Here is a 25184-nt window from a genome sequence, read left to right as displayed (position 1 = left end):
GGGCCCTGGCATGTGCGATATGACGACTGGATGTGCGTGATCAACCCTGTCGCAGGCGGTTGACGTGCATCATGAGGTAGAGCATCTCCTCATCGGAGCAGCTCCAGTTATATTCACGTTTGAGGTATTCGTTAAAACCCGCCGCGCAACGATAGGCGTCGGGGAAATCGCGAGCCGCCTGGCGGAACAGACCCGAGTTCTCGGTCTCCTTGCAGCTACCCCGCATAAGACGGCGGATGAGAAAGCGCAGGTGCGCCACAAAGCGCACGTACGCATAAGAGGTGCGGTCGAGCGTTTGGCCAAGCTGGCCCTCAATGATCTGCGTGGCGCGCTCGAGGATGACGGTGCTCTTCATAACGAGGTCCATGTCCTGGGCGCTGCCCATGCCGTCAACCTCGGCGTTGACAAGGTGCAAGGCGATGGAGGTCACTTCGCTCTCCGGAAGCTCCACGCCCAAGCGCTCGCGCACGACTTCAATGCCGCGACGGCCAAGCTCGGTCTCGCGCGGATACACGAAGGCGACCTCGTGGGACAGGGGATTTTCGATGGCCACACCCTCACCCGCGCGCTCGACCGCATATTGGAGATGGTCCGCGAGACTTATGACGAGATTGCCGGCGAGTTTGCAGTCGAGAGCCTTGTCCGCCAATGCGACGATGTCGGACGCAACGAGGAGGACCTCATCGGAGATGCCCTCGAACCCGTCGATTGACTTCTCGTCCACATCGCGGAAGACGCGCTGGATAACGGACTCGTCCTCAAGTTCGTAGGGCATCTCGTGGAAACCCACGCCCTTGCCGAAAACAACGACCTCTTCGCCCGCGTCGGTCGACGCGAGGGCGACGTTGTTGTTGATCTTCTTGAGGATAAGCATGAAAAAACTCCCCGAACCATCTCTGCGCACGAACGGCGACCACAAGGCCCCCGGACTTGAGTGCGCAAGTGATGCCTCCCGGAGAGTAACAACCTTGCTGCTGTTCTCCTATTGTATAAGTCACTGCTGCATAATTCTAACAGCGAGTCGCAAACGGTAGCTATTCGGCGGCAAACGGTAGACGTCAATCTCCGCCTTGCGAGCCGCTACTCGTTCGGATTGATCGCGTCGAGCAGCTCGAACCCAGAGTCGCCATCGAACTCGTAGATGAATATCCCGCAGTTGCCGATCCGCCTACCGAGCCTTTCCGTCAACTCGACGCCGAACGCACGAGGAAATTGCGCGCACGCGGCGCCGTGGCTCACCATGAGGACGCTCTCGTGGTCGGGGCGACGCATAAGCTCGGTGATGGTGGTGAACAGGCGGTTACGGAACTCCATCTCGTCCTCCCCGCCAAACTGCACGTAAAAGTCGCCGAACGGCGGCGTAAGGTTCAGGTCCTCGGTAATGCCCTCAAACTTGCCGAAGTTCCACTCCTTAAGACCCTTCACACGCTCGTAAGGCATGCCCGGCACCACGAGCTCGAGGGTATCGCACGCACGCTCCGAAGTGCTCGAATACGCATGGTCGAACGTAATCCCGCGCTCGCGCAGCTCCTCGCCCGCGCGCTTTGCCTGCTCAATCCCAAGCTCGGTGAGCGGCGAATCACACCAACCCTGCTTGCGTTTGAGCACGTTGAACAGCGTCTGTCCGTGCCTCATCATGTACAGCTTTGACATCGTCATCTCCTCCTCGCGGTTGAACGTTACCTCGTCATCCTAGGCCTTGGAGCGTACTCAAAGGCAAGTGCGGCCTTGCTATTGAGGAAGCCACGCATCGCGTGCCTCGATTGCGTAGAGCGGGATGTCGTGAATCGCCCGTCGGCCTGCAGTCGGTTGCTGCGTCCATATGGACTCACGGCATCACGACAAATACTCAGGCAGATATTCCCGCACTCCGGGAAGCGCGATACGGAGCTTGGAACGGCCTTGGAGCTCTATAATCCCCTGTTCCAAAAGACGCTTTCGATAGGTCGCGATATAGCTCGGAGATTTTCCCAAACGCTTCGCGATGTCCTCCGACGTGCTCAACTCGTCATCTTCGAGCATGGCCTCAAGAAACGCGATATCCATATCGGAGAGCTCATCGAGAGTTGGACGCAGAATGCGGTTTTCCAAATCCGCCTTTGCCATCGCAATGCCCTCTTCCACCGAATCGAGCGTCATCGCATTTGAGGCATCGCGATTTTCCCAGGAGCGGAAGCCGACGAGCTGCATCATAAAGGGGAATCCATTCGTCGCATCAACAGCGGCGAGCAGCGCGCATTCGTCCACAACTCCCCCGGCCGCCTCGACCGTTGATTTGAACGCCGTGGAGATCTCCGGGTCGGCGATTCTGCCCAACCGGTATTGGCTGGCTCGCCTGAGGAACGAAACTGACTTGTCTCTCAGCAAGGCAGAAACTTTGTAGGGCAAACCCGCCATAAGCAGACCGACGTTTCGCCCCTCACGAATGAACAGCTGATAAACCGCCGCAAGCTCAATCATTTCATCCAATTCTGGATCGACTTCGTCGACGGTGATATAGAGGCCGACATCATGAGCAGCAAGTTCTTCCAAAATGTCCGTCATGAGACTCCGCCAATTTTGAGTAGGCGGTTCCTGACGCTCCCATTCAATGCCCCCAAGCTGCCCAATAGAAATTGCACTCAGCTTTTTATCGTGTGCAGGCTCGACAAACTCAACCGTGCGGCGCTTCGTCTGTTCCAAGATGTCCTGCAGCATTCCGGGAAGGCAGGAAACGTTGACGGCAATCCATCCATGACCCTCTGCATACGATCCGAGGTGCGACAGAAGAGCGGTCTTGCCTGTTCCGCGGGGACCAACAAGGATTGACGCAAGCGCAGGGTCGCCCAACCCGCGATCGAGCGCCCGTTCAATTTCACCGGTCAGAAAAGAGCGGCCCGCTATGTACAAAGGTGCTTGACCGAAATTCGGTGTAAAGGGGTTGTTCACGATGCCTCCGATCACAATGCTCATTCGCCTACACTATACCCATTCCTTGATTTGTTTTGCGCGCTTGATTTCCTTGATTTGTTTTGCAGCTTTGATTTGCTTTGCGCCAAGACCGCAAGGACGACCCATCGCATGTTTCCATATAAGTTTTGCGAATGCGCCGAGGCCCACTATAGAAAACCACTATCGAATGTGCTCGCGCACAAGCGCAGCAACCGCGACCTCGAGCTCCGCCCTCGTATGCACCGCTAATTTCGCGTACACACTCCTCAAATGCGATCGCACCGTACTACACTCGACGCATAGCACTCCTGCCGCCTCTCGGGCAGCGAGGCCGCTACACACCAGCAGCGCTACCCGCGCCTCAGACGGCGTGAGCCCTGCCCCTATCAGGACATCAATAACTGCCTCAGAACTTGTAGAGCTCAATGCTGTCCGTTTATGCAGCGTACGCCCTGTGTCCACAAGGCCCACGAACCCCATAGCTCCCCCGGCGACAATGCATACCGTAGATATTTCCTGCGATGCAAAGGCTTTCGCCGCGTCCGCAACAACGATACCTCCACACCATATCGCCAGCCCAACGAGAAGCACCACCGGATAGGCAAATCTAAACGATTTGCAGCTATGTTGTTCCTGGAAGGACAGGAGTGCGTCAACGGACATGCCAGCGAGCACCATGCACGGAAAACCGATCATCATGTGCCCCATCGGAGAGGCATCGTTATGACAGCCCAAATACTGCAGTCCGATAATCACCATGGCCGAAGCAAACCAGATGATCGCAATAAAACTCGCCAGGAGCACTTCTCGATTCCTCACATAGCGATTCCAGATGAAGAAGAGCGCACTCGTGTACAGGAGGGTCGAACACGCAAAGAAGATCGGTGGCAAGCTTGCTATGGCATCGACGTTTAAAACAGCGACTTCGTTAATCTGGTAGAAACCCCACCCCACCATTGAAAAGCCCGCAATGATGCAAAACGCCTGCTCTCTGCGCGGAAAGAAACCGACGGTCTGAGTCATTGTCTTCGAGTCACCCGTACGCACATCCTCAGGCATCGAGGTCTCGTCGCCTCGCTTCTCAGTGCGCACAACCCACGCTAACAACGTGCACAGAATTGCCGCGGACGTTGCGATCGCAACCGTATACCACACAGCCGTTGCAGATGAAACGGAAAGAACCATGGCAGCCACCGCGGCGCATTCCACAATCCCGCAATGAGCACGTCGCGCAAGATTAACCACGCTTTCAAAACCCACCACGAGCGCGGACAACGCCAACGAGCTGAAAAGAACTGGGAGAATCCCAGTGGTAGCTATACGGCCAGACAGCGCACATGACACAGGAACAATCAGTGCGGAACACACCGCGGCATACCGAAGCATACCGCGTCGCATCTTTCTCGAATCTACTTGATTGCTGAAAATGAGATAGCAAGATGCCAGCATAAGCAGAAGCGACGGCAATGTCGACCACACCTCGTCGCACAACCACGCACGTGACCCGCTCCACGGTAGTAAGAGTGACCCAGCCAGCGCGAACCATGCCACCAAACCCAAAGCAGCGACGCTCCGACGCACTGGGCAAGGACCCCTCCCCATCACCTCGGCCGTCTGTACCGACTTGGGCGTGGTGAACTTGGCGCGCGCCTCATCAAGCGACTCGACGCCTGCCTTTGCATACGCTCGCAAACGGTACGTTCCCGCCGTTGATCGTGATACGCCGAGTTCCTTGGCTATGGAGGCCAAAGATCTACCTCGGAGGCTTTCCATCAACACGAACAGCTCGCGTTCAGACAGGTTGAAAGGACCCAATTGTTCCGCAAGCGATTCAGGGGAAACCAAAACACACTTCTCCTCGCGCGATTCTTCCACATATCGACCCCGCGTGACGAAAGCACGCAAGAACAAAGCGAGGACGGAACATCCATCCAATGCTGCAAGCAAAACAACTTCTGGCATGCCGTACGCAGAGGTTCCGTCAACCAGAAGACCGGCCATTTGCTCCCCCACAGAAGCAACGAGCGTAAGCACAGGCACCAATTCAACGCAGGCAAGCACTCGAAGCGCGCGCGGCTCATCTCCCCACACAGAGAAGACCGCCCCGATCATGTTCAGCCCAAACAGAAGCGAAAACAAAAGGGGCAACATGCCGGGCGAGCAGTCAAACGCGCAAAAAGCAATGACTGAGCCAAAGCGAGGCGCTTTCTCATTCCCTGCGAATAGGACTTGACTGGGACATTGAGCTTGGGATCCAGACCAACCGTCCTCATGCATGCATCGCAGTACTTTTGAATATCTCCGCTTGCGACGCCCCTGAGCTTCGCAAGGAGAACAAGGTTCTCCCTCCCCGTCTTCTCTTCAATGAACGGAGGGGTTTCCAGCATGATGCCAAAAGGAACATGACGATGTTCTCCCAGCGCATGACCGAGCACCTGCCCGCTTCCCTGGCGGGGAACAACAAGACCTGCCAGCACGCGCAGCATCGTGCTTTTTCCCGCGCCGTTGGGTCCCATAAACCCGATAACGTCTCCCCTTTTCGCCTCAAGAGAAGCATTGGAGAAAACAATTCGATCCCTGTACGAAACGCTCACGTTTCTCAGGGAAATCGCCGGTCCACCACCGATGACAGACGTGGAGGCCCCCATCTCTCTACCACCTCATCCCTCTATCGCCCCAATACGTTCAAAACCATCTATCTACAATTCCGCGTATGCGAGGCGTCACGCTCGCCCGTGAAGCCTTCTTTCGTGGACAAGAAGCAGCACCATCGAAATGGCCGATAGAACCGCAAGCATCGACAGCAAACTCGCCCAGTTGTTAATCGGATACGTGCCCGCTGCAACATCCGAAGCGACCGCGATATACCCCTGATATGCGCCACCGGCAAACTCCTGAAAAAATGAAGCCCCCAATCGGTAGTTCACCAGACACAGGCGATCGACAATCCAGCCTATCGTTTTGATCCAAGAGGTAATCCCCAGCAACATCCCCAAACTTGTGACCAGTGACTCGAACTGCGAGGCAATCACATAAAACAGAGCAACAACCAACGGAGCCGCGCTTGGAGATTTCAAAAAAGAGCATACCGCCATGGCAGTCCACGACAATACAGTTTCAAGCGCCCCAAAACCCAAGACAAGCGCAACAATGAGTGCGGCGTAATTCCAGCCCATGGGAATTGGCCCGTATTGAGCCCAAATACTGTCCTGCGGCCCACTCGATGCCAGCCATGCAGAAGGTTCAATCGCAATGGGGAGATCGAGCAAGAGGCATGACACCAGGATGCATGCGGCAATGAAGAGTAGTACGACGCCCTGACACACAACTGCCGCGGTAACAAGTTTTGCCGCTACATACGTCGAAGCGCCCCGCGTCTCGCACGCAATCAGAGTGCGCATCCCACCCGAATAATCTCGCGCTACAAGATCGGAGCACAGAATGCCGCACACAATCGGAAGGATAATCCCCGTTATCAACTGGTTGTTGAGGGCCAGATATGCCATATCAAAAGCAGTCGGCGAAACGCTCATGCCATCGTCGGCGAGTTGAGGCGCCGCGATCGCCATCTGCTGCAGCAAGTTGCCCCGCGCAAGCACAACCATCGCAACGAGGGAAACCATCGCCAATACCATACGGAACGGTGTCACGAACCTCCGCAGCTCGAAACTGACAAGCCGTCGGAACGCTGAAGACGCACTATGGACACTGCGCATGACCCCTCCTCATCTCATCAAATCGTTTTTTTGGGTCACACCTGCGGCTTTCACTCGGAGAGAACGCGGTGCCTTGACCGCAACCAACACCGATGCCGCAAGCACGACAAGGCAGAAGGAAATTTCGGAGCAAAGAAACACATGCAGCGCGGCGCTTGTCTCCGTATACGCCATCAGGCTATATACGGGTTTCGCCAGCCTCTCCGGCGGCATACCTAGAGTTCCCAATACTCCAGCGATAACCGTCATTGCGGGGGTATAAGACAGCGTGAGCCATATCATGGGAATAGCGAGCACCCCGGCGTGCTTCCAGCGGGCAATCAAGGCAAAGCCCATGGATGCGGCGCCGATCGCTACCACCCGAAGCATGCCGACCAAGATCGCACCGGCATAATTGATCGCCATGGAATCTGTTAGAACTCGGACCCCTGCACTCGCAAGACTCGTCATGTACGCGGCATCAAGCGTACCGCGACAGAGCAACGCGCATACCAACAGGATACATACGCTCATCGCAACAGCGGTGCATAACGAGAGGGCAGTTGCCACTAATATGAATTTCAGCGCCAGAACCTTGGCGTCTTCACCGTTCGATTGAATCATCACAACGTAGCCGTTTGCCAAGTGCTCTTCGGCATAGGCGCACACGACGAACGGCACGATGAGCCACGGGGCGGCGGAGCGCCCAAAGGCCTCCGCCGCCAGAACGAGAGGTGGCAAATCGATGCCCATGATCTCAACTTGACCTGCATTTCCGTACGCAGTCAGCATCAGCTGAACGAGCTCATAGAACAACAGCGCGAAACAGGCGAGAAACGCCCAAACCAGCTTCCGCCCTGTGCATAGGCGCAACAGCGTAAAAAAAGATCGAGACATCCTAGCATCCATCCGCTTGCCACGTGCGGCTTCCCCTTATGGAGCCATCACACCGTCGAAGACACTTCAAGTCTTAACCCGTTATGCCTGTTCTGTCTGTCGTACACCCCTGATGAAATGCATGTTTCCTGTCGTACAGCCTTACGTAAAAACGGAACGGCCCCGTACTTCGGAGCCGTTCCGCAATGCAATGTATATAGATTCGCGTGGTCTACTTTGGAGCTTTCTTAGATTAGTCCCAAGTGCACAAAGGCGTTCCACATGCCGTCGTCGTCCACATCCGTGGTGACCCAATCGGCAGCGGCCTTGGCCTCGTCGCCGCCACTGCCCATGCACACGCTCGCGCCGCAGCACGCGAACATGGGGATGTCGACCTTGGCGTCGCCCACGGCGATGGTGTCTGCCATGTTCGCGCCCAAGTGTTCCACGAGCACACGGATGGCGTGCGCCTTGTCGAGCCCCTTCACGCCCAGGTCGCCAAACAGGGCATGTTCGCCCTTGCCGCCCCAGGTGCGCGCCACCAGATCGGGGAACTCCTCGACGGAGTCCAAATGATCCTGGTAGCTCGACAGGATAAAGCTCACCTTGTTGAGGTCGTCGCGGTACAGCTCGCCACCGTAGATGAGCGCGTCCATGAACGCATGGGCCGAAGTCTCGGCATCCTCGTCGCTGGCGCCCTTGCCCTTGGCGTAGAGCCTCATGACCGGGCCGGCCTCCTCGCGAAAACGTTCGCTCGCGAACAGGCCGTTGTTGGATTCGAGGTAGAACTCGAGCCCGCGCGCATGCAGCCAGTCCACAATGTGGCGGCACTGCTCCGCCGTAATGAGCTGATGCATCACCACCTCACCCTCGGACTCCACATAGCAGCCGTTGCCGCCGATCATGCCGTCGAAGCCGATCTCCCAGATCTCGGGCGGGTTCTCGGCCTTGCTGCGGCCGGTGCACATGTACACGCGGTGCCCGTTGGCGCGGGCCGCCTTGATGGCGTCCTTCGCAGACTGCGGCACGTTGTTCTCGTAGTCGGTGATTGTGCCGTCCACATCGAGGAAGACGATCTTGGATTGCGCCATTACTCGAGCCCCTCGGCGCCGTTGGACTTGATGATCTTCTGATACGCGAAGAAGCTGTCCTTGCGGCGACGCTCGTAGGTGCCGGTGCCGTCGTCGTACTTGTCCACATGGATGAAGCCGTAGCGCTTGCGCATCTCGCCGGTGCCGGCGGAGACGAGGTCGATGGGGCCCCACCAGGTGTAGGCGATGAGGTCAACACCATCGGCGACGGCCTCGGCCATGGCCTTCACGTGGCTCTTGAGGTAGTCAATGCGGTACTGGTCGTGGATCGAACCGTCCTCCTCGACCGTATCGTAGGCGCCCATGCCGTTCTCGACCACCATCAGCGGAATCTCGTAGCGGGCGTAAATCATGTTGAGAGCGATGCGCAGACCCTCGGGGTCGATCTGCCAGCCCCAGTCGGTGCTCTTGAGGTAGGGGTTCTTGCCGCCGAAGGTCATGTTGCCTTCGGTCATCTCATGGTCGGCATGCGTGCTCACGGTGCCGGACATGTAGTAGGAGAAGGTGTAGAAGTCCACCTTGCCGGCGGCGATATCCTCGAGGTCACCGGGCTCCATCGCGAGCTCGATGTCGTTTTCGGCCCAGAAACGCTTGGCGTAGAACGGGTAGGCACCGCGCACCTGGACGTCGGAGCAGTACCAGTTCATACGGTTCATCTCGAGCTCGTTGGCGAGCACGTCGGCGGGATCGCACGTACCAGGGTAGCTCAGGATGAAGCAGTCCATATTGCCCATCTTGAACTGCGGGTACTTCTCGTGAGCGAGCTTGACCACGCGGCCATGCGCCACGAACTGATGGTGCAGGGCCTGGTAGCGCTGCTGCGGCGTGGTCTTGATGGCGGACGCCGGACCCTCAAAGCCCTGGATGAGGCCGGTCTCCATCATGGCACCCATGTCCATGGTGCCGCAGTTGATCTCGTTGAAAGTGAGCCAGAACTTCACCTTGTCCTGGTAGCGCTCGAACACAGTGGCGCAGTAGTTCACAAAGAAGCCGATGAGCTCACGGGAGGCCCAACCGTTGTATTTCTCGACCAGGTGGTAGGGCATCTCGTAGTGCGACAGGGTCACGAGCGGCTCGATGCCGTGCTCGCGGCAGCAGTCGAAGACGCGGTCGTAGAACGCGAGGCCGGCCTCGTTGGGCTCGGCGTCGTCGCCGTTGGGGAAGACGCGGCTCCAGGAGATGGACATGCGGAACATGTTGAAGCCCATCTCAGCGAACAGCGCGATGTCCTCCTCGTAATGATGGTAGAAGTCGATGCCGTCGTGATTGGGATAGAGCACGTCGGGCTTGATGTCGACCGTGATCTCACGCGGCTTCTCGTAGCTACCGCCGGTGAAGTGGTCGTCGACGGAGGGGCCTCGCCCATCGACGTTCCACGCGCCCTCGAACTGATTGGCCGCAGTGGCGCCACCCCAATAGAAATTCTTAGGGAACATTACATCCTCCTTTGTCCCGGCTTTCTCAGGTGCCCCAGATCGGCGTGAACGCAAAGGCGCGGTGTACTGGCGTACATAAGCCTTTGGGTTCGCGCCGAGGTGGGGTGCCTGGGAAAGCCGGGCGAGTTAGGAAAGGTCCTCGCCGTTGGTGGCGATAACCTTCTTGTACCAGTCGAAGCTCTTCTTCTTGGAACGGGCCAGGGTGCCGTTGCCCGCGTCATCGCGATCGACGTAGATGAAGCCGTAGCGCTTGGACATCTCGCCCGTGGAGGCCGAGACCAAGTCGATGGGGCCCCATGTGGTGTAGCCGAGCAGGTCGACACCGTCCTCAGTCACCGCATCGCGCATGGCCTCGATGTGCTGGCTCAGGTAGTCGATGCGGTAATCGTCGTTGATGGAGCCGTCTTCCTCGACCACGTCCTTGGCACCCAGGCCGTTCTCCACCACGAACAGCGGCTTCTGATAGCGGTCGTAGAGGTCGTTGAGGGTGATGCGGAACCCGAGCGGGTCGATGGCCCAGCCCCACTGGCTCTCCTTGAGGTAGGGATTCTTGGTGCCCGCGAAGGCGTTGCCCTCGGTCTTGGGGGCGTCGGAGCCCTCACCCGCGGAGCAGCGCGTGGAGTAGTAGCTAAAGGAGATGAAGTCGACCGTGTTCTCAGCCAGGATCTGCTTATCCTCGTCGGTCATGCCCACATCGATGCCCTCGTGCTCGAGCTTCTTGAGCGCGTAGGACGGATAGTACCCGCGGCTCTGGACGTCGACAAAGAAGTAGTTGTCCTGGTTGGCGAGCTGGGCGGCGCGCACGTCCTCGGGGCGGCAGCTGTAGGGGTAGTAGCTGCCCGCGGCGAGCATGCAGCCGATCTTCACGTCGGGGTCGATCTCATGCGCGATCTTGGTGGCCCAGGCGCTGGCAACCAGCTCATTATGGGCAGCCAGGTACTCGACGGCCTTCTTGTCCTCGCCCTCCTCGAACACCAGGCCGGCGCCCATGAACGGCAGGTGCAGGATCATGTTGATCTCGTTGAAGGTGAGCCAGTACTTCACCAGGCCCTTGTAGCGGGTGAACAGCACGCGGGCGAGGTTCTTGTAGAAGTCGATGAGCTTGCGGTTGCGCCAGCCACCGTACTCCTTGATGAGGTGGATGGGGCAGTCGAAGTGCGTGATGGTGACGAGCGGCTCTATGCCGTGCTTTTGGCACTCGCGGAACACGCCCTCATAGAAGGCGAGGCCGGCCTCATTGGGCTCCGTCTCGTCTCCGTTGGGGAAGATACGGGTCCAAGCGAGGCTCATGCGGAAGGTCTTGAAGCCCATCTCCGCGAACAGCGCGATGTCCTCCTTGTAGTGGTGGTAGAAGTCGATGCCGGTCTGCGCCGGATAGAAGTACCCGTCCTCGAAATCGAGCATCTTGCGGACGCCCATACCCACCGCGAAGCGATCCTTGCCGTGCGGCATCACATCGACGTTGGCCAAGCCACGGCCGTCAACGTTGTACGCGCCCTCGCACTGATTGGCAGCGGTGGCTCCACCCCACAGGAAGTCGTCACGAAAACCCATCTTGCACCCCTTCTCGCGCGCCGGGCCCGCTGCCCCATGCAGCAAGCGCTCGACGAACCATGGCCCCAGTATGCCGAGCGCAAGGACGTGCCACAATGCCCCGGGCAGATGCTGATACTTCTTTTCTATGCCGTTTTACGAACTACACAACGTGATTGATACATCCTGATACCTTTTGCGAAATCCCCAGATCGTCATCGGGACCACATGGATTCAGGCTCCGCGCACGCCTATTCGAAGTAATGCATCTTATTGGTGGGAAACCCGATGGTCACGGCGAAAAACTCCCCCGGGCGCGCGTCCGCCCGCACGGAAAGGCCCATTTTGCCGCATAGGCGCTTGACCAAGTACAAGCCGATGCCCGTGGCACGCTTGCCTGTACGTCCGTTGTCGCCCGTGAACCCACGATCAAAGACGCGCGGCAGCTCCGCTTGCTCAACCCCGCAGCCGTTGTCACGGACCTCAAGCTCCACGCGCTCCGTCGCGCGCCCCTCGTCGACCAACCTGCTGGTAAACACGATTTCGGCGCCATCACCCTGGGCGTACTTCGCGCTGTTCTGGATAAGCTGGCCCAGGATGAACGTCATCCACTTCTCGTCGGTAAACACCGTGTGGTCAAGCCCTCTACGAAACGGCGACACGTGGGCGCCGATGAGCACGCGCGCGTTCGCGCGAACTGCGTCGCCCACGAGCTTCTGGAGGTCATAGGCGCGAATGAGGTAATCGCGATCAAGAGACTCGGAGCGCGCAAAGAACAGAGCCTGTTCGATGTAGCCCTCAACGCGATCGAGCTCCTCGCCGAGCGCCTCGGTCTTAACAAGGAGCTTCTCTCCCGTCTCGTCGGCGGGCGCCGCCTCCATAAGGTTTTCCAACATCAAGTGGGAGGCGGCCAAGGGCGACTTAGCCTCATGTACCCACGTTTCGACGTACTCGCGATAATCCTGAGTCTGACGACGATACTCCGCCACGTCATCATTGGCCGCTTTGGAAACGCGGCAAAGTGCCTCGTACGCCAGGCGCCCTTCCAAAAACTCGGGTCTATCCATCATCTCGGTGATCCACAGGGGATGCTCGACATCATCGATGCATGCAGCCAAGTCGGCGTAAAATGAGCGCTTTCGGCGGTAATCGACAACGAGCGCCACCAGTGCCGACCCCACGATCAGCAAGGCCATCAGCGCACTCACTGCAAACCCCGCGCCGCCCACCGCGGAAATGAACGCGCAAAGCGCCGCCGCGATGCAGGCAGGCGCCATGTGAGGCCATGACGAAGCAAGGAACTCGGATAGCTTCATGGCGCACCCCTACACCGAGTAGCCGCGACCGCGATGCGTGGTGAGATACCCCGTGATCCCGATTTTTTCCAGCGTCGTGCGCAAACGGTTGATGTTCACGGTAAGCGTGTTGTCGTCCACAAAGGCATCGGAGTCCCATAGGTCGCGCATGATCGCCTCTCGGCTCACGATCGTTCCCGCATGAGCGATAAGCAACGAGAGGATGCGCATCTCGTTTTTGGTGAGCTCGATGGAGCGGCCGGTCTGCGTTGCGGTTGCCGTGGAGCGCGACAGATCGAGGGCCACGCCATTGTGCTCGAGCGCGCGGCTGGAATCCGATGCGCCCTTGACGCGACGCAGCAGCGCCTGCACACGCGCAACGAGCACGCGCGCACTGTAGGGCTTGGGTATGAAGTCGTCCGCGCCCATGGTCATGCTCATGACCTCGTCGACCTCGGTCACGCGCGACGTGAGCACGATGACGGGGATGTCAGACTGCTGGCGCAGCTCGCGGCAGACAAGTTGCCCGTCCGTGCCCGGCAACGTGAGGTCGAGCAGCACAAGGTCGGGGCGGGCGGCCAGGATATCCTCGACCACGTGATCGAAGGTAAGGCAGTACGAAGCCTCGTAGCCCTGACGCTCGAGCACTTCGATGACCTCGTTGCGAATGGGGGCGTCATCCTCGACCACGAATATGCGCGCCATGCCACCACTTCCCTTCCACCGCCTCGTGCGCGAGGGCGTGTTCGCCGCGCGCGTGCAGCCGATTGACGTTTTGTCGTGCTTTCATTATGCCCCGCCTAGCCTCGCAACGAGAACGGCAAGCAAAGAGCTTTCATCAATGTAAGGAGCCGGCACAGGCGCGCGGGTGGGCGATTGCCTCCGCATGAGGGGCAACTTCTTCCGCGAGAGTTAACTTTCGCGGAACGATACACACGAATCGCGGCAAAACGGGCTGCGAGAGTTAACTTTCGCGGCAGGAATGCGGCTGAGGGAGACCGGCGGCGCGGGTAAGGGCCCGGTTGCGCGTAGCACATCAGGCAAAGAGCTTGCGGACGTCAGCCGAGAGCTGCGCCGCGTCACCGCTGGTCGCTCCGCGCTCGACCACCACGCCGTGCTCGTCGGAGATGAGGAACACGGCATCGCCCTCACCCGCAGCGCCCGCAACCTGCTCGGCCGTCACGCCGTCCACCAGCGAGCGTTCAACCGCATGACCGCGAACAGCGGCAAGCTGCTCTACCAGCGTTGCGGCACCGCAAAGAGCCTCGCCGGGCGTAGCGGCGAGCAACACACGGCCATCGGCGGTAAGCACGCCAAGAAGTTCGGGCGCCACCCCGGTGCCCGCCGCCTCCGCACGCGCGATGGAGGCACGGGACACAAGCGCGGCACGCGACGTATCCGCCAGCGGCTCATACGGCCCAACGCTCATAAGGGCATCGCCGTTCACATCGATCACCAGCATGAGCACGCCGTTCGGATCCTCATACTCCCCTGCCGCAAGCGACCATTCGACATGTTGTTTGGCCCATGAAAGCATGTTCGTGGTGAGGGGCGCACCGTTGACCACGCGCTGCGACAACGCTCGAATGTGGCGGTTGATGAGCGGAACCTGTCGGCGGTTCATGCGCCAACGGCACACCAAGGCGGGGTCGGCCAGCTCGAACTTCTCAAGACCGCGCTCCTGCTCGGCGCAAAACATCTCGTACGCGGCGCATTCCTCAGCCGAATTGAAGAACGGTTCGATGTCGCTCACGGCGAATCCTCCTAAGCAAAAACGTACCGGGAAAACAATTCCCCGGCACGTTCAAATCACATACAACACCCTCGGGCAAAGGAAAGTCGAGGTACACCACCCAGCTCGATCCAGGTCGGCGAGGTCTTTCCAGGTTCCCTAAAAACCCTCCAAACCGGCGAGGGCTTTCCAGGTACCGCAGATTGGGGTGAAAGAGGAGGGCGCACGCCTAACGTACGGCGCCCGACGATTGAACCCCAAGGTGCGGTGTCTGGGAAGCCCGCAGCAGCCCGTTGCTGCTTAGTGACGGAAGTGACGGGTGCCGGTGAACACCATCGCGATGCCATGCTCGTTGCAGGCGTCGATGGACTCCTCGTCACGCACGGAGCCGCCAGGCTGGATGATGGCGGTCACGCCGTGCGCAGCCAACGTGTCCACGTTGTCGCGGAACGGGAAGAAGGCGTCGGACGCGCACGCGTAGCCGCCGGCCTCCCAGCCCAGGCGCTCGCAAACCTCTTCGGCGCGCTGGCAGGCCAGCAGCGCGGAATCGACGCGGTTGGGCTGACCGGGGCCCATGCCGATACCCATCTCGTCCTTGGCGATGAGAATGGCGTTGGACTTGACGGTCTTGCAGACCTTCCAGGCAAACATGAGGTCGCGCATCTCGGCATCCGTGGGCTTGCGCTCCGTGGGGAACGTGAAGGTGGCCGGGTCCTCGTCGACCGTGTCGACGCGCTGGACGAGCATGCCGCCGTCGACGGTGCGCATCTCGAGCTTGGCATGGCCGGAGGCCGCACCCGTGGCGAGGACGCGCAGGTTGGGGCGCTTGGCAAGACGCTCGAGGGCCTCAGGCGTAAAGCTCGGGGCAATGAGAACCTCGACGAACAGCTTGTCGCGGTCGGCAAAGTGCTCGACGAGCGACAGCGGCACCTCGCGGTTGACGGCAACGATGCCGCCGAAGGCGCTCTTGGGGTCGCACGCGAAGGCGCGGTCGTAGGCCTCGGTCACGTCGCCCGCCACGGCGGAGCCGCAGGGGTTCTGATGCTTGAGGATGATCACGCCGGGCTCGTCGAACTCGCGGACGGCGTTCCAAGCCGCCTCGGCGTCGAGGAAGTTGTTGTAGGAGAGCGGCTTGCCCTGGAGCTGCTCGGCGCCCACGAGGGGGGCGTCGGAGGAGAAGAGCGGGGCGTTGGCGGCGTCGAAACGGTAGACCGCGGCGGCCTGCTGCGGGTTCTCGCCGTAGCGCAGGTCCTGGGCCTTCTCGAGCTTCATGCCCATGGACGCGGGGGCGGCGAACTCGCCCTCGGCGGTGAGCGGCGCGGCGGTGGCACCCTCGACCTGGGCGGCGAGCCAAGTGGAGATGGCGGTGTCGTACGCGGCGGTGGTGGTGTAGACCTTGACCTGCAGGCGGCGGCGCGTCTCGAGCGTGGTGGCGCCGTCATTGGCGCGCATCTCGGCAAGGACGGCGTCGTAATCGGCGGGGTCGGACACCACGGTCACGGCGGCAGCGTTCTTCGCGGCGGAGCGCAGCATGGAGGGGCCGCCGATGTCGATGTGCTCGATGGCGTCGGCAAAGGTGACATCCGGCTTGGCCACGGTCTTCTCGAACTCGTAGAGGTTCACGCAGACGAGGTCGATCATGCCGATGCCGTGCTCGGCCGCCTCGGCCATGTGCTGCTCGGAATCGCGGCGGGCAAGCAGGCCACCGTGAACCTTGGGGTGCAGCGTCTTGACGCGGCCCTCCATCATCTCGGGGAACCCGGTGTACTCCTCAATCGGGACGACGGGGACGCCGGCCTCGACGAGAACCTTGGCGGTGCCGCCGGTGGAGATGATCTCGACACCGAACTCCTCTGCCAGCGCCTTCGCGAACTCAACCACGCCGGTCTTGTCCGTAACCGAAATCAACGCGCGCGAAACCTTTCCAAGGTCTGCCATGTGCCCTCCTTCGCAGGGGTGACGCGCCGCAAGCAGCGTGCGCATCTCTATCCAACATGCACCTACTGTACCGCAGGCGGCAAACACTCACATCGCTCAACGCGCGCGATTTGGAGAACTTGCCGAGAAACCATGGCGTTTGCGCGAAAAATATGAGGTGAACGACGGGTTCCACGAACGCACCACAACACGTGCACGCTGCGGTGGTAGAAACGAGAGGACGACAGGAGGATCCATGGTCTCGCGCGTAACGTATAGGCCTTTTGACGAAGGCGACTTCGAGGATATTGCCGCCATCATTCAGGAGGCGTGGCACACCGAAGTCCCCTCGCCCGAATACGGATTTCTCGAGGCCTGCAACGACCTCTCATACTCGCTCTCCATTTCCCCCTTCTCGCAGGTGGCCCTTATCGACGATAAGCCGTGCGGCATTGTGCTCGCTTGCCCGAGCGCCACACGCGTCCGCGCCCACAAGCGCTGGTTCGTCATGTCCAAAGACTACTTCCGCCGCATGCGCGAACTTGAGCCCGAGGCTGCCGCCAATTACTGGAAGGGCGTCCAGCTCACCGAGTCTAAGAATGACAAGCTGCTGAGCGACAGCGGTTTTGCCGGGTCGACGGAGATCACCCTGCTCGCGGTGGGCGAATCGGCGCGCGGCATGGGCATTGGCAGCGTGCTTATCGATGCGGCGACCACGTATTTGGCCGAAGAGGGCGCACAGCGGGCGTTCCTCTACACCGACACCGACTGCACCTGGCAGTTCTATGAACACCACGGTTTCAAACGCGCCGGCACGTATCGCAGCACGCGCGAAGAGCGTCGCCTGCTCCCCAAAGAGATGTACGTGTACGGACTGGACCTCTCCGCTTAGAATCGACGCCGCTGTCCTGTAGCCCTCGCATGCATCACGGGATCCCTCGGACTTCGCGCCGCGCAAAGCCGATTCATCGCACAAAACATCCCCTGCATGCCGCGAATCGGGCGTTTTTGTAACGAGTTCTCGGACGAGGCGAGTAGCAGGGAAATCCGGTCGGCATTTCCGCAGGTCACAACTGTTCGATGATGGCGTCTACTCGAGCCGTTCTGATTTTCGTTACAAAATCGCCCGATTTGCGGCATGCACTTGAGCTTGTGGGGCGCGAGAGGCGCCCAACAAGCGAAAGATGCGGCTTGTCGCCACCAGAATGCGCGTTAGAAGCTGCCGCCGCCTCCGCCGCCAACGCCCCCGCCGCCTCCACCGGAGAAGCCGCCACCAAAACCACCGCCCGAGCTGCTGGAGCTCGAGGAAAGTTCCGCGACCGTGGCCTGGTACGCATCGTGCATCTCGCTCATGGGCGAATGCAGGCTACCGTGACCGTAGTACCACCAATAGCTGGGATAGTAATACATGCCGTTCTCGTCCTCGCGCAGCTCGTGCGGCACGGCGTCGGCAAGCTGACGCAGAACCTCGTCGCTTATGCCGAACGCCACGGCGAGTACGAGCATCTTGTTCCACAGGATGAGGTCGTTGGGCACCGCCTCGTCCAGATTGGTGAAGTCCTCGAGCCAGCGCTCGAGCGCCTGGCAGCGGTTGAGCAGCTCGACAGCTTCGGATGAGTACATCTTCGCAGTCGCGGCGATGATCGCCGCCGTGACGGACATGCCGATACCCAACAGCACGAACGGCAGATTCGCTGCGTCCGTGTAGAGAATGAAGAGGACGGCAACGATCATCAGGATGATTCCGATGCCCCCCATACCGAATTTGAACCCGGCGGGAACGAGGTTGACAAGGTTCCGGCGCTCGAGCTCCCCACTCACCTGGTCCTTAAACTCCTGCATGAGATCGCCCGCGTCCTCGCCGTCTTTGAGCGCATCGAAACTAGCCTCGTCGCCGTTTTTCGCGCTCGGCCCGAAATACAGGTTGATCGCGGCCAGATCGATGGGGTCGTCCACGCGCTCGCGCGCGACGAGTTTGAGCGAGTACTCCTCGACGGTTTTCTCGCCCAGGCCGAGGAAACGGCTCTCGGTGCGGGACTCATGGTCGATCGCGATGACGTGGTCGTCGGTGAGCTTCATGAGCGTTGCCACGAAGGCGCAATCCTGCACCGCACCGCCGTACACGAGCGCGGAGAGCACGGCGGGATGGTCGTTGGACGGCACATCGCGGAAATAAGTCTCCTCGAAGACGGGCTTAGGGCTGGTGTACTTGGTTTTGCGCAGGTAGAGCGTTATTGCGAGAAGTACGGCGGGCAACGCCGTTAAGGCGACCGTGCCCGCCGTGGCGATGAAGCGGGCGCGCTCGCGCTGGGCGTTCGCCTCGTCCGCCCACACGGCCTCCTCGGAAAGCATGGTGTCCAGGCGCGCGTCACCCATCGCCTCCAGTCCGGGCACCCAATCCGTCGGGAACGCAACGCGAACCTCGGCAAATTGGCCCGCATGGACACGCGGGGCAGTTAGGGTCACCACGGGGTTGGCGACATCCCCATCATCGAGCACCACGCTTCCATCAAGCGGACCGTGGCCCCATGCGCGGAAATTGGCATCATCGGTGCCAGTGGTCGCCGGCGTGCCCTCAGAAGCCCCCGCGAACATCACGTTCAACTCGACGTCCTCGGCATCCTCCTCCCACTCGGGACCGATGAATTGCCAATAGAGCTCGGCGGTGTCGGGCCACGCCATCACGGCGCCCGCAATCGTGTACGAAACCCACAGGGTCACCTCGTCACCATCCTCACGGGGCGCGAAGACCTTGAGCTCGAGGGCATTGCCTACGTTCTCCACTGTGTACACGTGCTGGTCGCCCGGCTCTGCCGAAGCAACCTCTTGCATGGGCTGAGACGCACGACGAGCGTCCGCCTCTGCCCCCTCACCGACCGAACCGTCGTACTCATACACGCTGGAGACCGTTACGGATGAGGTCTGGCCCTGCTCGTTTTGCGCAAAGGGAATGCTCCAGTACACGCCGTTGACGGTGTCCTCGAACGAGAACGTGCGCTCCTCGGTGACATTAAGGTCGCCGTTCTCCATAACCTGCGCCTGAATGTTCACGCGTGGAAGCGAGTACGTGTCCGCATGGGCAGTCGCCGGGGCAACAAGCGCGAAGACGAGCGCGAGGACGAGGCCGCAGAACGTGGCAAAAAGGCGCGGCGGGCATGAAGCGCGGCGCTGGCAAATGGCGCGGACAGGAGATGAGGAATGCGGGCGTGCGAGCATGGGACGCACCTTTCTCTATGTATACGTGCGCCCATTGTACCCGTGCGGGATTCGGTTCTGCCTCGCGGTGCCCCGTGACCCCGCAAACGGCATGCGCCGGAACGGGAGCTCGACCAAAGCTGGCACGGAAAGCAGTTCAAAGATCGTTTAATCTATCGTGGCCTTGCATTTCCACGTGCGCACAGACGGCCCTTGACAAGATGGAAATCGCCTAGGCCAACCTCTGAGTTTCCCATGGCAAGGCGGGAGATTGCCTATGGAGGGCGGGAATTGTCTATGCGGGTCGCAAGATTACCTATGGGCTTCTGCCGTCTGGAGCTGTTGAACGGAGGAAACACATAGGCAATTGCGGGCGGCCACGGGCAATCCCCGGACGGTCATAGGCAATTTGCCACGCCTTGCGGCGGTATACTCAGATTGCGCACGCATGCGCAGGATCGACCGAAGGAGTGCATATGGCCATGAACGAAAGCGTTGCAAAGGTGCTTGAGGAGCAGATTAACAAGGAGTTCTACTCTGCATACCTGTACCTCACGTTTGCCGACTATTACGAGGACCGTGGCCTCAAGGGCTTCGCGAACTGGTACGAGATCCAGGTCAAGGAGGAGGTCGACCACGCCATGGCCATGCGTCGCTACCTGCTTGACAACGACCACAAGCCCACGATGCTTGCTATCGAGCAGCCCAGCATGCGCTTCAAAAACGACCTAGACCCGCTCGAAGCCGGCTTGGCACACGAGGAGTACGTGACGAGCCTCATCCACCACTGCTACGAAGTGGCACACGAGGCCCATGACATCCGCGCGCTGCGCATGCTCGACTTTTTTGTTAAAGAGCAGGGCGAGGAAGAGGCCAACGCTCGCGACATGGTCACCAAGATGAAGCTGTTCGGCAGCGATCCCAAGGGCCTGTACGACCTGGACCGCGAGTACCAGGCCCGCGTGTACACACAGATGACCGCGTTGCCGCTGTAAGGTCGACCGGAAAACTTGCCAAGCTCCGAGGCGTCTCATTGGAAACAAGTGAGACGCCTCTTTCTCATAAGAGGATGATAAGGTCTTAAACTGTGCACGTGCTAGGCGCGGTCGAGAAGGGCGAGGCACCTCGCAATCAATACGCAACGCCTTAACATCCTTCCACCTCTTAAGCCTTCATCTCACGCCCCCAGCGGCCGTTCGACTTCCGATCTCTCATTGATATGGCAGGCATCTAGGAAAGACTAGAACAGCTCCGGAACGTCCATCTGCTCGACATCTACTGTAACCGTTTAACCGGACGGCGGAACCGCCCATCTTGCTCTACTGCCATCTAGGTCAAATATAGGCGTTCGATATCTATCAGACACATGGCACGTAATAGGCATCAGGCCCGCGCTTTGCAGCCAGAAGATCGCCGCTCTTAACGAGCTTTCTAATCTCGTAGTATGCAGTATCGGGGCCGACGTGCAACAACTCAGCTACATCCCTCTTGGATACCTGCCCCTGCTTTCGGGCAAGCCTCATGATGAGCTCCGGATAGCGTATCGAATCGATGTCCGCCTGTCGGACATACTCCTTGATTTGTCCCGAGCGCTTATAGACCTTCGAGCTCAGACGGTATTCCCTGTGGGCCGCCGACCCGACTGCCTCAACCAGACCCGACTCGACCAGCAGCTCAACCACCTGAACAAGCTGGCTCTTCCTCACGTCGACAGTTCTCGACAGCACCTCAATGGTTGCGCGGCGCTGGCGTTTGAGTGCATCGAGCACGAGCAGCGTTTGGAGCGGGAGCGGGGCAGACCTCTTCTCCGACTCTTCCGCGATGAGTCTGATGAATTCTTGGTCGGGCTCACTTCGGGCGATAAAAAGATTTACAGACGTCGGCCCCGATTCAGAATAGTCTGGGAGCGGTTTCCCCACCAGCAAAGACCCCTCATAGATTCGATCGATCCCGCGTCCCGTTCTCTCGGCAAGGCCCACGCGCTTGAGCGCGTCCATAAGGCACGGATTCCTGCCATGGGGATCGGCGGTCAGGAGGTTGTCGATTGATATGCCCTCGATAAACCCACCGGGATTGGAGATCGTGAGGCCCATATCGTCAATCAAGACGCGGACCCTTCCGAGCATCGAGTAGTCCCTGTGACCAAACGCATTTACCAGCGCCTCGCGTATGGCACGGCCGTTAAACGTCTCAACTGGGCTAGTAAACAACCCAAGAGAAACTTCTGTGACGGGATTCCATGGCTTAATCGCATGGGCGATGTCTTCGATAGTGCGCAGCAGAGAGCCCTTGTACGTGAGGTTGACCTTGACATCCGTGCCCACAAGGACCTGAAGAGCCGCCTCCGAAGTTGGAACCGCCTTTGCGAGAACATCCTCGCGACCGATCATGAGCAGGCCCGTCAACGTCGGCATGATTCGACCTGCAACGGTCGTGGTGAACCCCAGCGCCTTCTCGATCTCCTCATCATTGAGCTCCAAGAGCGTTTTGTCGCTGTTGTTGTATTTCCCAACTATATTTCGCAGGTTCTCCCGTGCCACGGGATCAAAATCCTCACGAGTGGTATCGGGGACGGGCTGGGCGGAATAATCAAGACGGCCCAAATCAGACAACCGCGTTGAAATCTCATATGGATACATGGGAATGCTCTCTGGCTCCCCATTCGCCTTGAGGCGGCGGCGCAAGATGCGCCCCTGAGCCGAGGCGACAACGCTTGCCGATCGCGGGACCTCGATGCGAACGACGGGCTTTCCGCTCTCCGTCAAGATGGTTGTCCGCACGGAAACGGATGGTACCGTTTTGTTTGCGATCATAGCGTTCATCTGCAGAGGGTCTCGATGCTGAGGCTGGGCGCCAGTGGGAACGCCATCGTCCTCGACGCCTATGTATAGCTCGCCTCCATCAGTGTTGGAAAGGGCAACCACCTCGTCGACAATGACGCCCTCCGCGATTGTCTTGCGGTCACTTTTAAACTCGATTGACAAGGTCTCGCGTTCCGGAATGCCCATACTCAGCCCTCCTTATATCTGAATCTATATCTGAAATTATATCTGAGTTCAGATATATCCCGCTATTTTCAGATATAGATTCCGATATAGAGTTCTATGGGGTCGATAGCCAAACTTTTGATTGGAACTGGACGGGAATCAGGGCTGCTAGCAACTCTCCTCAGCCCCTTCCCCGCGCACAGTCGAGTTCGTCCGCACGGCTTCGATGGGCACGGAACTGCCCACGGCATGCTCGAACTCTTCAACCTTGTAATCGACGGCAATGGAGTCGATTCTCGCATACTCGAGAGCAATAGCGGCGCTCGCCACCACTGTGAGAATAAAGGTTGCTATCATGATCCACAGCATCTGAATCACACCTCTTCGGCCACGAACGAATAATAGGAGCGCATCTCTCCATACAGCCGCTTTCCAACCGTAGCGTTCTCCAAAAGATAATACAGAGACGCGAGGCTCAAGAGATTGAACGACCCTTCCGCAGCCGTAAAACGAAAGCATCGATAAAGGGTCATGGGATATGAATCTTCATTAGGAACGGTCTTTGGCACTGCGATGCCCTCTTGCAGCAGCTTGTTCCGTGCAGCCCCGATTTTTTGATACTCGTCGTGGTCCGCAATCCCCGCATGTATTCTGTCTGAATGGTACTGAACAAGAAAAGAAACCATGGTTGAACAAGCGAGCGTGAAGGCAAGCCGCTCATTTGCATAATAGGACTTCTCGGTTGCCAAGGCCGAATCAACCATGAGGGGCTCAGCCACAAGCACTGCATAGGTTAGGCAAGCCGCAATCTGATGCCTATCAATCAGGGCGGCATCGTCTTGATAGTAGGCCGATCTGCAATACTGTTGAAATATAGATAGGCGGCGTATATTCTGTCCCTTGCGGCCGCCAAATCATCGCACCTAACGCCCCCTTCCCTCACACTTACAATATATAACACCTCATAGCCACCAATACACAATGCAGAGCTGATGCTCCTCATGCGGCACGATCTTTGAATGCGCGTTGGCAATGAGGATGCAGTCTCCCCCTAGATCCTATCTTTTTAGAAACCCTTTCAACAAAGAGAGCGACTTGCGGTTTGCAATGCAAAAGAAGGCAAGGCAAACAAGCGAAAGCAGGCTAATCTCTACAAGCGAAGAAGCAGCCGATGCCGCCAACGAAGAAATAATGACAGCGACGGCACAGGCAGTGAGCTTCCACCAGTCGACGCGTAGGGAACAGTACTTGTCAGTTTGCCTCAGACGAATGACGAGGATGGTCGCATTTCCGATAAGGTTGCCCAATGCGGCACCCATAAGGCCACTTGTCGGAACAAGGACAAGCGACAAGACGATATTGACGAGAGCCCCCGCCAATGTTGTAGTTGCAGCGCCCTTGGTATCCCTCGCACACATATAGAGAACGCCGGCAAAGGCCGAAAGCGCGTTAAGAACAGCCCCAAGATAGAGAAGGGCGACGACATCAAAGCAAGAATGGTATGCAGAATCCATGGCAATCTGCACAAACAGCTTTGTCAACGGCACTCCAGGAATAAGAAGAGTGACAAGCAGCAAGGCATATTGATTGAAAACCTTGGAAAAATAAGCGTCCTTATCCTTCCTGCTAAACAGCATGACGGCTTGCTCTTGCCACGCAGGAGTAAAGACATTTGACACCATCGATAACGCAGATGGGAATTTCATCGCGACAGAGAAAACACCATTTGCCGAGTAACCCATAAAGCCGACGATGATTAGTCTGCCAAGCATGGTCATCGCCCACCAGCTCAACTGATTTGGCAACAGAAAAAGCGAATAGCGGAGCATTTCCCATGCAGCGCGTACATCGACACCAGAAAAAGCGAAGGTTCTAAGCTCCCTTTGCGGGATAACGAGAAAAAGGGAGGCGACGCATGTTGCGGCCAGCATCGCATAGAGCAGACCTTGGTATCCCACCTGAAGCCTAGCGACAAGAAGATAGCATCCCAAGCAGTAAACAAGCGAATAAATGACGCCAGAGATAGCAAACAGTTTGTTGTTATGGAGACCACGTGTTCCATACTGGAAGCTCTGGAAGAGACATCCCAATACAACGAGGGCATACATCAAGGGCGCATCGGAGAATCTGAAAACGACCCAACAAAGCCAATAAATTGCAGAGAAAGACGCTGTTAAGCCCACAAACAAGCCAAGCCACGTTGAGTAGATGCTTTTCTTATCGGCATGATCATCGATAATCCAGCGGAATAATGATTCTGGAATCGCGAGGACTGCAATCGGCTGTAAGAGCGCCACAACGGTATATACCATATCGTACACGCCCATGTCGCCCGTGGCGATGTAATGCGTGCAGAGCGGGATGATCAGCAACGTCAGAATCTTCGATCCGAACGTGCCTATGGCGAAGATACCGGTGTTTTTCAGCAGATTCTTCGCATGTGACTGTGGCTCTTGCTCCGTAGTCGCCCCATTTTTAACATCAAAACTCAAATTT

The 25184-nt window shown here is 58.6% G+C and carries 21 protein-coding genes and 1 pseudogene; 2 read left to right on the top strand and 20 right to left on the bottom strand.

Features of this window, described 5'->3' with window-relative positions; genetic code table 11:
• Nucleotides 1–40: 40 nt before the first annotated feature.
• From DWV48_RS03600 to purH, 14 genes are all read right to left on the bottom strand, one after another.
• Complete coding sequence (locus tag DWV48_RS03600; protein WP_118653487.1) at nucleotides 41–874, bottom strand: PRD domain-containing protein; 834 nt, start codon at nucleotides 872–874, stop codon at nucleotides 41–43.
• Between the two features lie 206 nt (nucleotides 875–1080).
• On the bottom strand, nucleotides 1081–1653 hold the full coding sequence (locus DWV48_RS03595; protein ID WP_118653486.1) for a histidine phosphatase family protein: 573 nt from the start codon (nucleotides 1651–1653) through the stop codon (nucleotides 1081–1083).
• A gap of 183 nt (nucleotides 1654–1836) precedes the next feature.
• Nucleotides 1837–2952, bottom strand: coding sequence for an AAA family ATPase (locus DWV48_RS03590; protein WP_118653485.1), 1116 nt, complete (start codon nucleotides 2950–2952; stop codon nucleotides 1837–1839).
• A gap of 159 nt (nucleotides 2953–3111) precedes the next feature.
• A complete protein-coding gene (locus DWV48_RS03585) occupies nucleotides 3112–5082 on the bottom strand; it encodes a LuxR C-terminal-related transcriptional regulator (protein WP_158574810.1) in 1971 nt (656 codons plus the stop codon).
• Nucleotides 5046–5579 (bottom strand): ATP-binding cassette domain-containing protein, encoded by a 534-nt coding sequence (locus DWV48_RS03580; RefSeq protein ID WP_118653516.1) that lies wholly within the window; start codon nucleotides 5577–5579, stop codon nucleotides 5046–5048. The genes DWV48_RS03585 and DWV48_RS03580 overlap by 37 nt, the downstream gene beginning before the upstream one ends.
• Nucleotides 5580–5654: 75 nt before the next feature.
• A complete protein-coding gene (locus tag DWV48_RS03575; protein ID WP_118653483.1) occupies nucleotides 5655–6647 on the bottom strand; it encodes a hypothetical protein in 993 nt (330 codons plus the stop codon).
• A 9-nt stretch (nucleotides 6648–6656) separates the two neighbouring features.
• Complete coding sequence (locus tag DWV48_RS03570) at nucleotides 6657–7523, bottom strand: hypothetical protein (RefSeq protein ID WP_147352837.1); 867 nt, start codon at nucleotides 7521–7523, stop codon at nucleotides 6657–6659.
• Nucleotides 7524–7750: 227 nt separating this feature from the next.
• Nucleotides 7751–8593 (bottom strand): Cof-type HAD-IIB family hydrolase, encoded by an 843-nt coding sequence (locus tag DWV48_RS03565; RefSeq protein WP_118653481.1) that lies wholly within the window; start codon nucleotides 8591–8593, stop codon nucleotides 7751–7753.
• Nucleotides 8593–10029: a glycoside hydrolase family 1 protein gene (locus DWV48_RS03560; protein WP_118653480.1), complete on the bottom strand. Its 1437-nt coding sequence runs from the start codon at nucleotides 10027–10029 to the stop codon at nucleotides 8593–8595. The genes DWV48_RS03565 and DWV48_RS03560 overlap by 1 nt, the downstream gene beginning before the upstream one ends.
• Nucleotides 10030–10155: 126 nt before the next feature.
• On the bottom strand, nucleotides 10156–11583 hold the full coding sequence (locus tag DWV48_RS03555) for a 6-phospho-beta-glucosidase (RefSeq protein WP_118653479.1): 1428 nt from the start codon (nucleotides 11581–11583) through the stop codon (nucleotides 10156–10158).
• Nucleotides 11584–11813: 230 nt separating this feature from the next.
• Nucleotides 11814–12878 (bottom strand): sensor histidine kinase, encoded by a 1065-nt coding sequence (locus DWV48_RS03550; protein WP_118653478.1) that lies wholly within the window; start codon nucleotides 12876–12878, stop codon nucleotides 11814–11816.
• Between the two features lie 9 nt (nucleotides 12879–12887).
• Nucleotides 12888–13562 (bottom strand): response regulator transcription factor, encoded by a 675-nt coding sequence (locus DWV48_RS03545; protein WP_118653477.1) that lies wholly within the window; start codon nucleotides 13560–13562, stop codon nucleotides 12888–12890.
• A gap of 331 nt (nucleotides 13563–13893) precedes the next feature.
• Nucleotides 13894–14610, bottom strand: a complete 717-nt coding sequence (locus DWV48_RS03540) for a hypothetical protein (protein WP_118653476.1) — start codon at nucleotides 14608–14610, stop codon at nucleotides 13894–13896.
• Nucleotides 14611–14889: 279 nt separating this feature from the next.
• Nucleotides 14890–16527: a bifunctional phosphoribosylaminoimidazolecarboxamide formyltransferase/IMP cyclohydrolase gene (purH, locus tag DWV48_RS03535; protein ID WP_118653475.1), complete on the bottom strand. Its 1638-nt coding sequence runs from the start codon at nucleotides 16525–16527 to the stop codon at nucleotides 14890–14892.
• A 235-nt stretch (nucleotides 16528–16762) separates the two neighbouring features.
• Between purH and DWV48_RS03530 the strand changes: the two genes are divergently transcribed.
• Entirely contained in the window at nucleotides 16763–17398 is a 636-nt protein-coding gene (locus DWV48_RS03530; RefSeq protein ID WP_118653474.1) for a GNAT family N-acetyltransferase, read from the top strand.
• A gap of 320 nt (nucleotides 17399–17718) precedes the next feature.
• Here DWV48_RS03530 and DWV48_RS03525 read toward each other — a convergent pair whose 3' ends face one another.
• The gene (locus DWV48_RS03525) at nucleotides 17719–19722 is read right to left on the bottom strand and encodes a DUF2207 domain-containing protein (protein WP_118653473.1); all 2004 of its coding nucleotides are present in this window, start codon (nucleotides 19720–19722) and stop codon (nucleotides 17719–17721) included.
• 455 nt (nucleotides 19723–20177) lie between these two features.
• Here DWV48_RS03525 and DWV48_RS03520 point away from each other — a divergent pair, with 455 nt between their 5' ends.
• Nucleotides 20178–20696: a ferritin gene (locus DWV48_RS03520; RefSeq protein WP_118653472.1), complete on the top strand. Its 519-nt coding sequence runs from the start codon at nucleotides 20178–20180 to the stop codon at nucleotides 20694–20696.
• Between the two features lie 363 nt (nucleotides 20697–21059).
• On the opposite strand, the gene DWV48_RS03515 is transcribed toward DWV48_RS03520, so the two are convergent.
• The 5 genes and pseudogenes from DWV48_RS03515 to DWV48_RS03500 all read right to left on the bottom strand — a co-directional run bounded on the left by DWV48_RS03515 (nucleotide 21060) and on the right by DWV48_RS03500 (nucleotide 25180).
• The gene (locus tag DWV48_RS03515; RefSeq protein ID WP_233546106.1) at nucleotides 21060–22241 is read right to left on the bottom strand and encodes an ATP-binding protein; all 1182 of its coding nucleotides are present in this window, start codon (nucleotides 22239–22241) and stop codon (nucleotides 21060–21062) included.
• 144 nt (nucleotides 22242–22385) lie between these two features.
• Nucleotides 22386–22709: pseudogene (locus DWV48_RS09490) on the bottom strand (helix-turn-helix domain-containing protein); the annotation flags it as partial.
• Between the two features lie 147 nt (nucleotides 22710–22856).
• Nucleotides 22857–23057: a hypothetical protein gene (locus DWV48_RS03510; protein ID WP_118653470.1), complete on the bottom strand. Its 201-nt coding sequence runs from the start codon at nucleotides 23055–23057 to the stop codon at nucleotides 22857–22859.
• Nucleotides 23058–23062: 5 nt separating this feature from the next.
• Complete coding sequence (locus tag DWV48_RS03505; protein WP_233546103.1) at nucleotides 23063–23452, bottom strand: hypothetical protein; 390 nt, start codon at nucleotides 23450–23452, stop codon at nucleotides 23063–23065.
• 294 nt (nucleotides 23453–23746) lie between these two features.
• On the bottom strand, nucleotides 23747–25180 hold the full coding sequence (locus DWV48_RS03500) for a lipopolysaccharide biosynthesis protein (protein ID WP_118653468.1): 1434 nt from the start codon (nucleotides 25178–25180) through the stop codon (nucleotides 23747–23749).
• Between the last annotated feature and the right edge of the window lie 4 nt (nucleotides 25181–25184).

Source organism: Collinsella sp. AF08-23, from assembly GCF_003479805.1.
Classification (GTDB): Bacteria; Actinomycetota; Coriobacteriia; order Coriobacteriales; family Coriobacteriaceae; genus Collinsella.
The sequence above is the reverse complement of the archived record's forward strand: the minus strand, read 5'-3'. Positions and strand labels throughout refer to the sequence as shown.

Coding starts and splice junctions, on each gene's coding strand:
- DWV48_RS03595 (WP_118653486.1), bottom strand. CDS start 1,653: ATGTCAAAGCTGTACATGATGAGGCACGGACAGACGCTGTTCAACGTG.
- DWV48_RS03555 (WP_118653479.1), bottom strand. CDS start 11,583: ATGGGTTTTCGTGACGACTTCCTGTGGGGTGGAGCCACCGCTGCCAAT.
- DWV48_RS03520 (WP_118653472.1), top strand. CDS start 20,178: ATGGCCATGAACGAAAGCGTTGCAAAGGTGCTTGAGGAGCAGATTAAC.
- DWV48_RS03510 (WP_118653470.1), bottom strand. CDS start 23,057: ATGCTGTGGATCATGATAGCAACCTTTATTCTCACAGTGGTGGCGAGC.
- DWV48_RS03550 (WP_118653478.1), bottom strand. CDS start 12,878: ATGAAGCTATCCGAGTTCCTTGCTTCGTCATGGCCTCACATGGCGCCT.
- DWV48_RS03545 (WP_118653477.1), bottom strand. CDS start 13,562: ATGGCGCGCATATTCGTGGTCGAGGATGACGCCCCCATTCGCAACGAG.
- purH (WP_118653475.1), bottom strand. CDS start 16,527: ATGGCAGACCTTGGAAAGGTTTCGCGCGCGTTGATTTCGGTTACGGAC.
- DWV48_RS03565 (WP_118653481.1), bottom strand. CDS start 8,593: ATGGCGCAATCCAAGATCGTCTTCCTCGATGTGGACGGCACAATCACC.
- DWV48_RS03560 (WP_118653480.1), bottom strand. CDS start 10,029: ATGTTCCCTAAGAATTTCTATTGGGGTGGCGCCACTGCGGCCAATCAG.
- DWV48_RS03600 (WP_118653487.1), bottom strand. CDS start 874: ATGCTTATCCTCAAGAAGATCAACAACAACGTCGCCCTCGCGTCGACC.
- DWV48_RS03590 (WP_118653485.1), bottom strand. CDS start 2,952: ATGAGCATTGTGATCGGAGGCATCGTGAACAACCCCTTTACACCGAAT.
- DWV48_RS03505 (WP_233546103.1), bottom strand. CDS start 23,452: ATGGTTGATTCGGCCTTGGCAACCGAGAAGTCCTATTATGCAAATGAG.
- DWV48_RS03530 (WP_118653474.1), top strand. CDS start 16,763: ATGGTCTCGCGCGTAACGTATAGGCCTTTTGACGAAGGCGACTTCGAG.
- DWV48_RS03575 (WP_118653483.1), bottom strand. CDS start 6,647: ATGCGCAGTGTCCATAGTGCGTCTTCAGCGTTCCGACGGCTTGTCAGT.
- DWV48_RS03585 (WP_158574810.1), bottom strand. CDS start 5,082: ATGTTGCCCCTTTTGTTTTCGCTTCTGTTTGGGCTGAACATGATCGGG.
- DWV48_RS03580 (WP_118653516.1), bottom strand. CDS start 5,579: ATGGGGGCCTCCACGTCTGTCATCGGTGGTGGACCGGCGATTTCCCTG.
- DWV48_RS03525 (WP_118653473.1), bottom strand. CDS start 19,722: ATGCTCGCACGCCCGCATTCCTCATCTCCTGTCCGCGCCATTTGCCAG.
- DWV48_RS03570 (WP_147352837.1), bottom strand. CDS start 7,523: ATGTCTCGATCTTTTTTTACGCTGTTGCGCCTATGCACAGGGCGGAAG.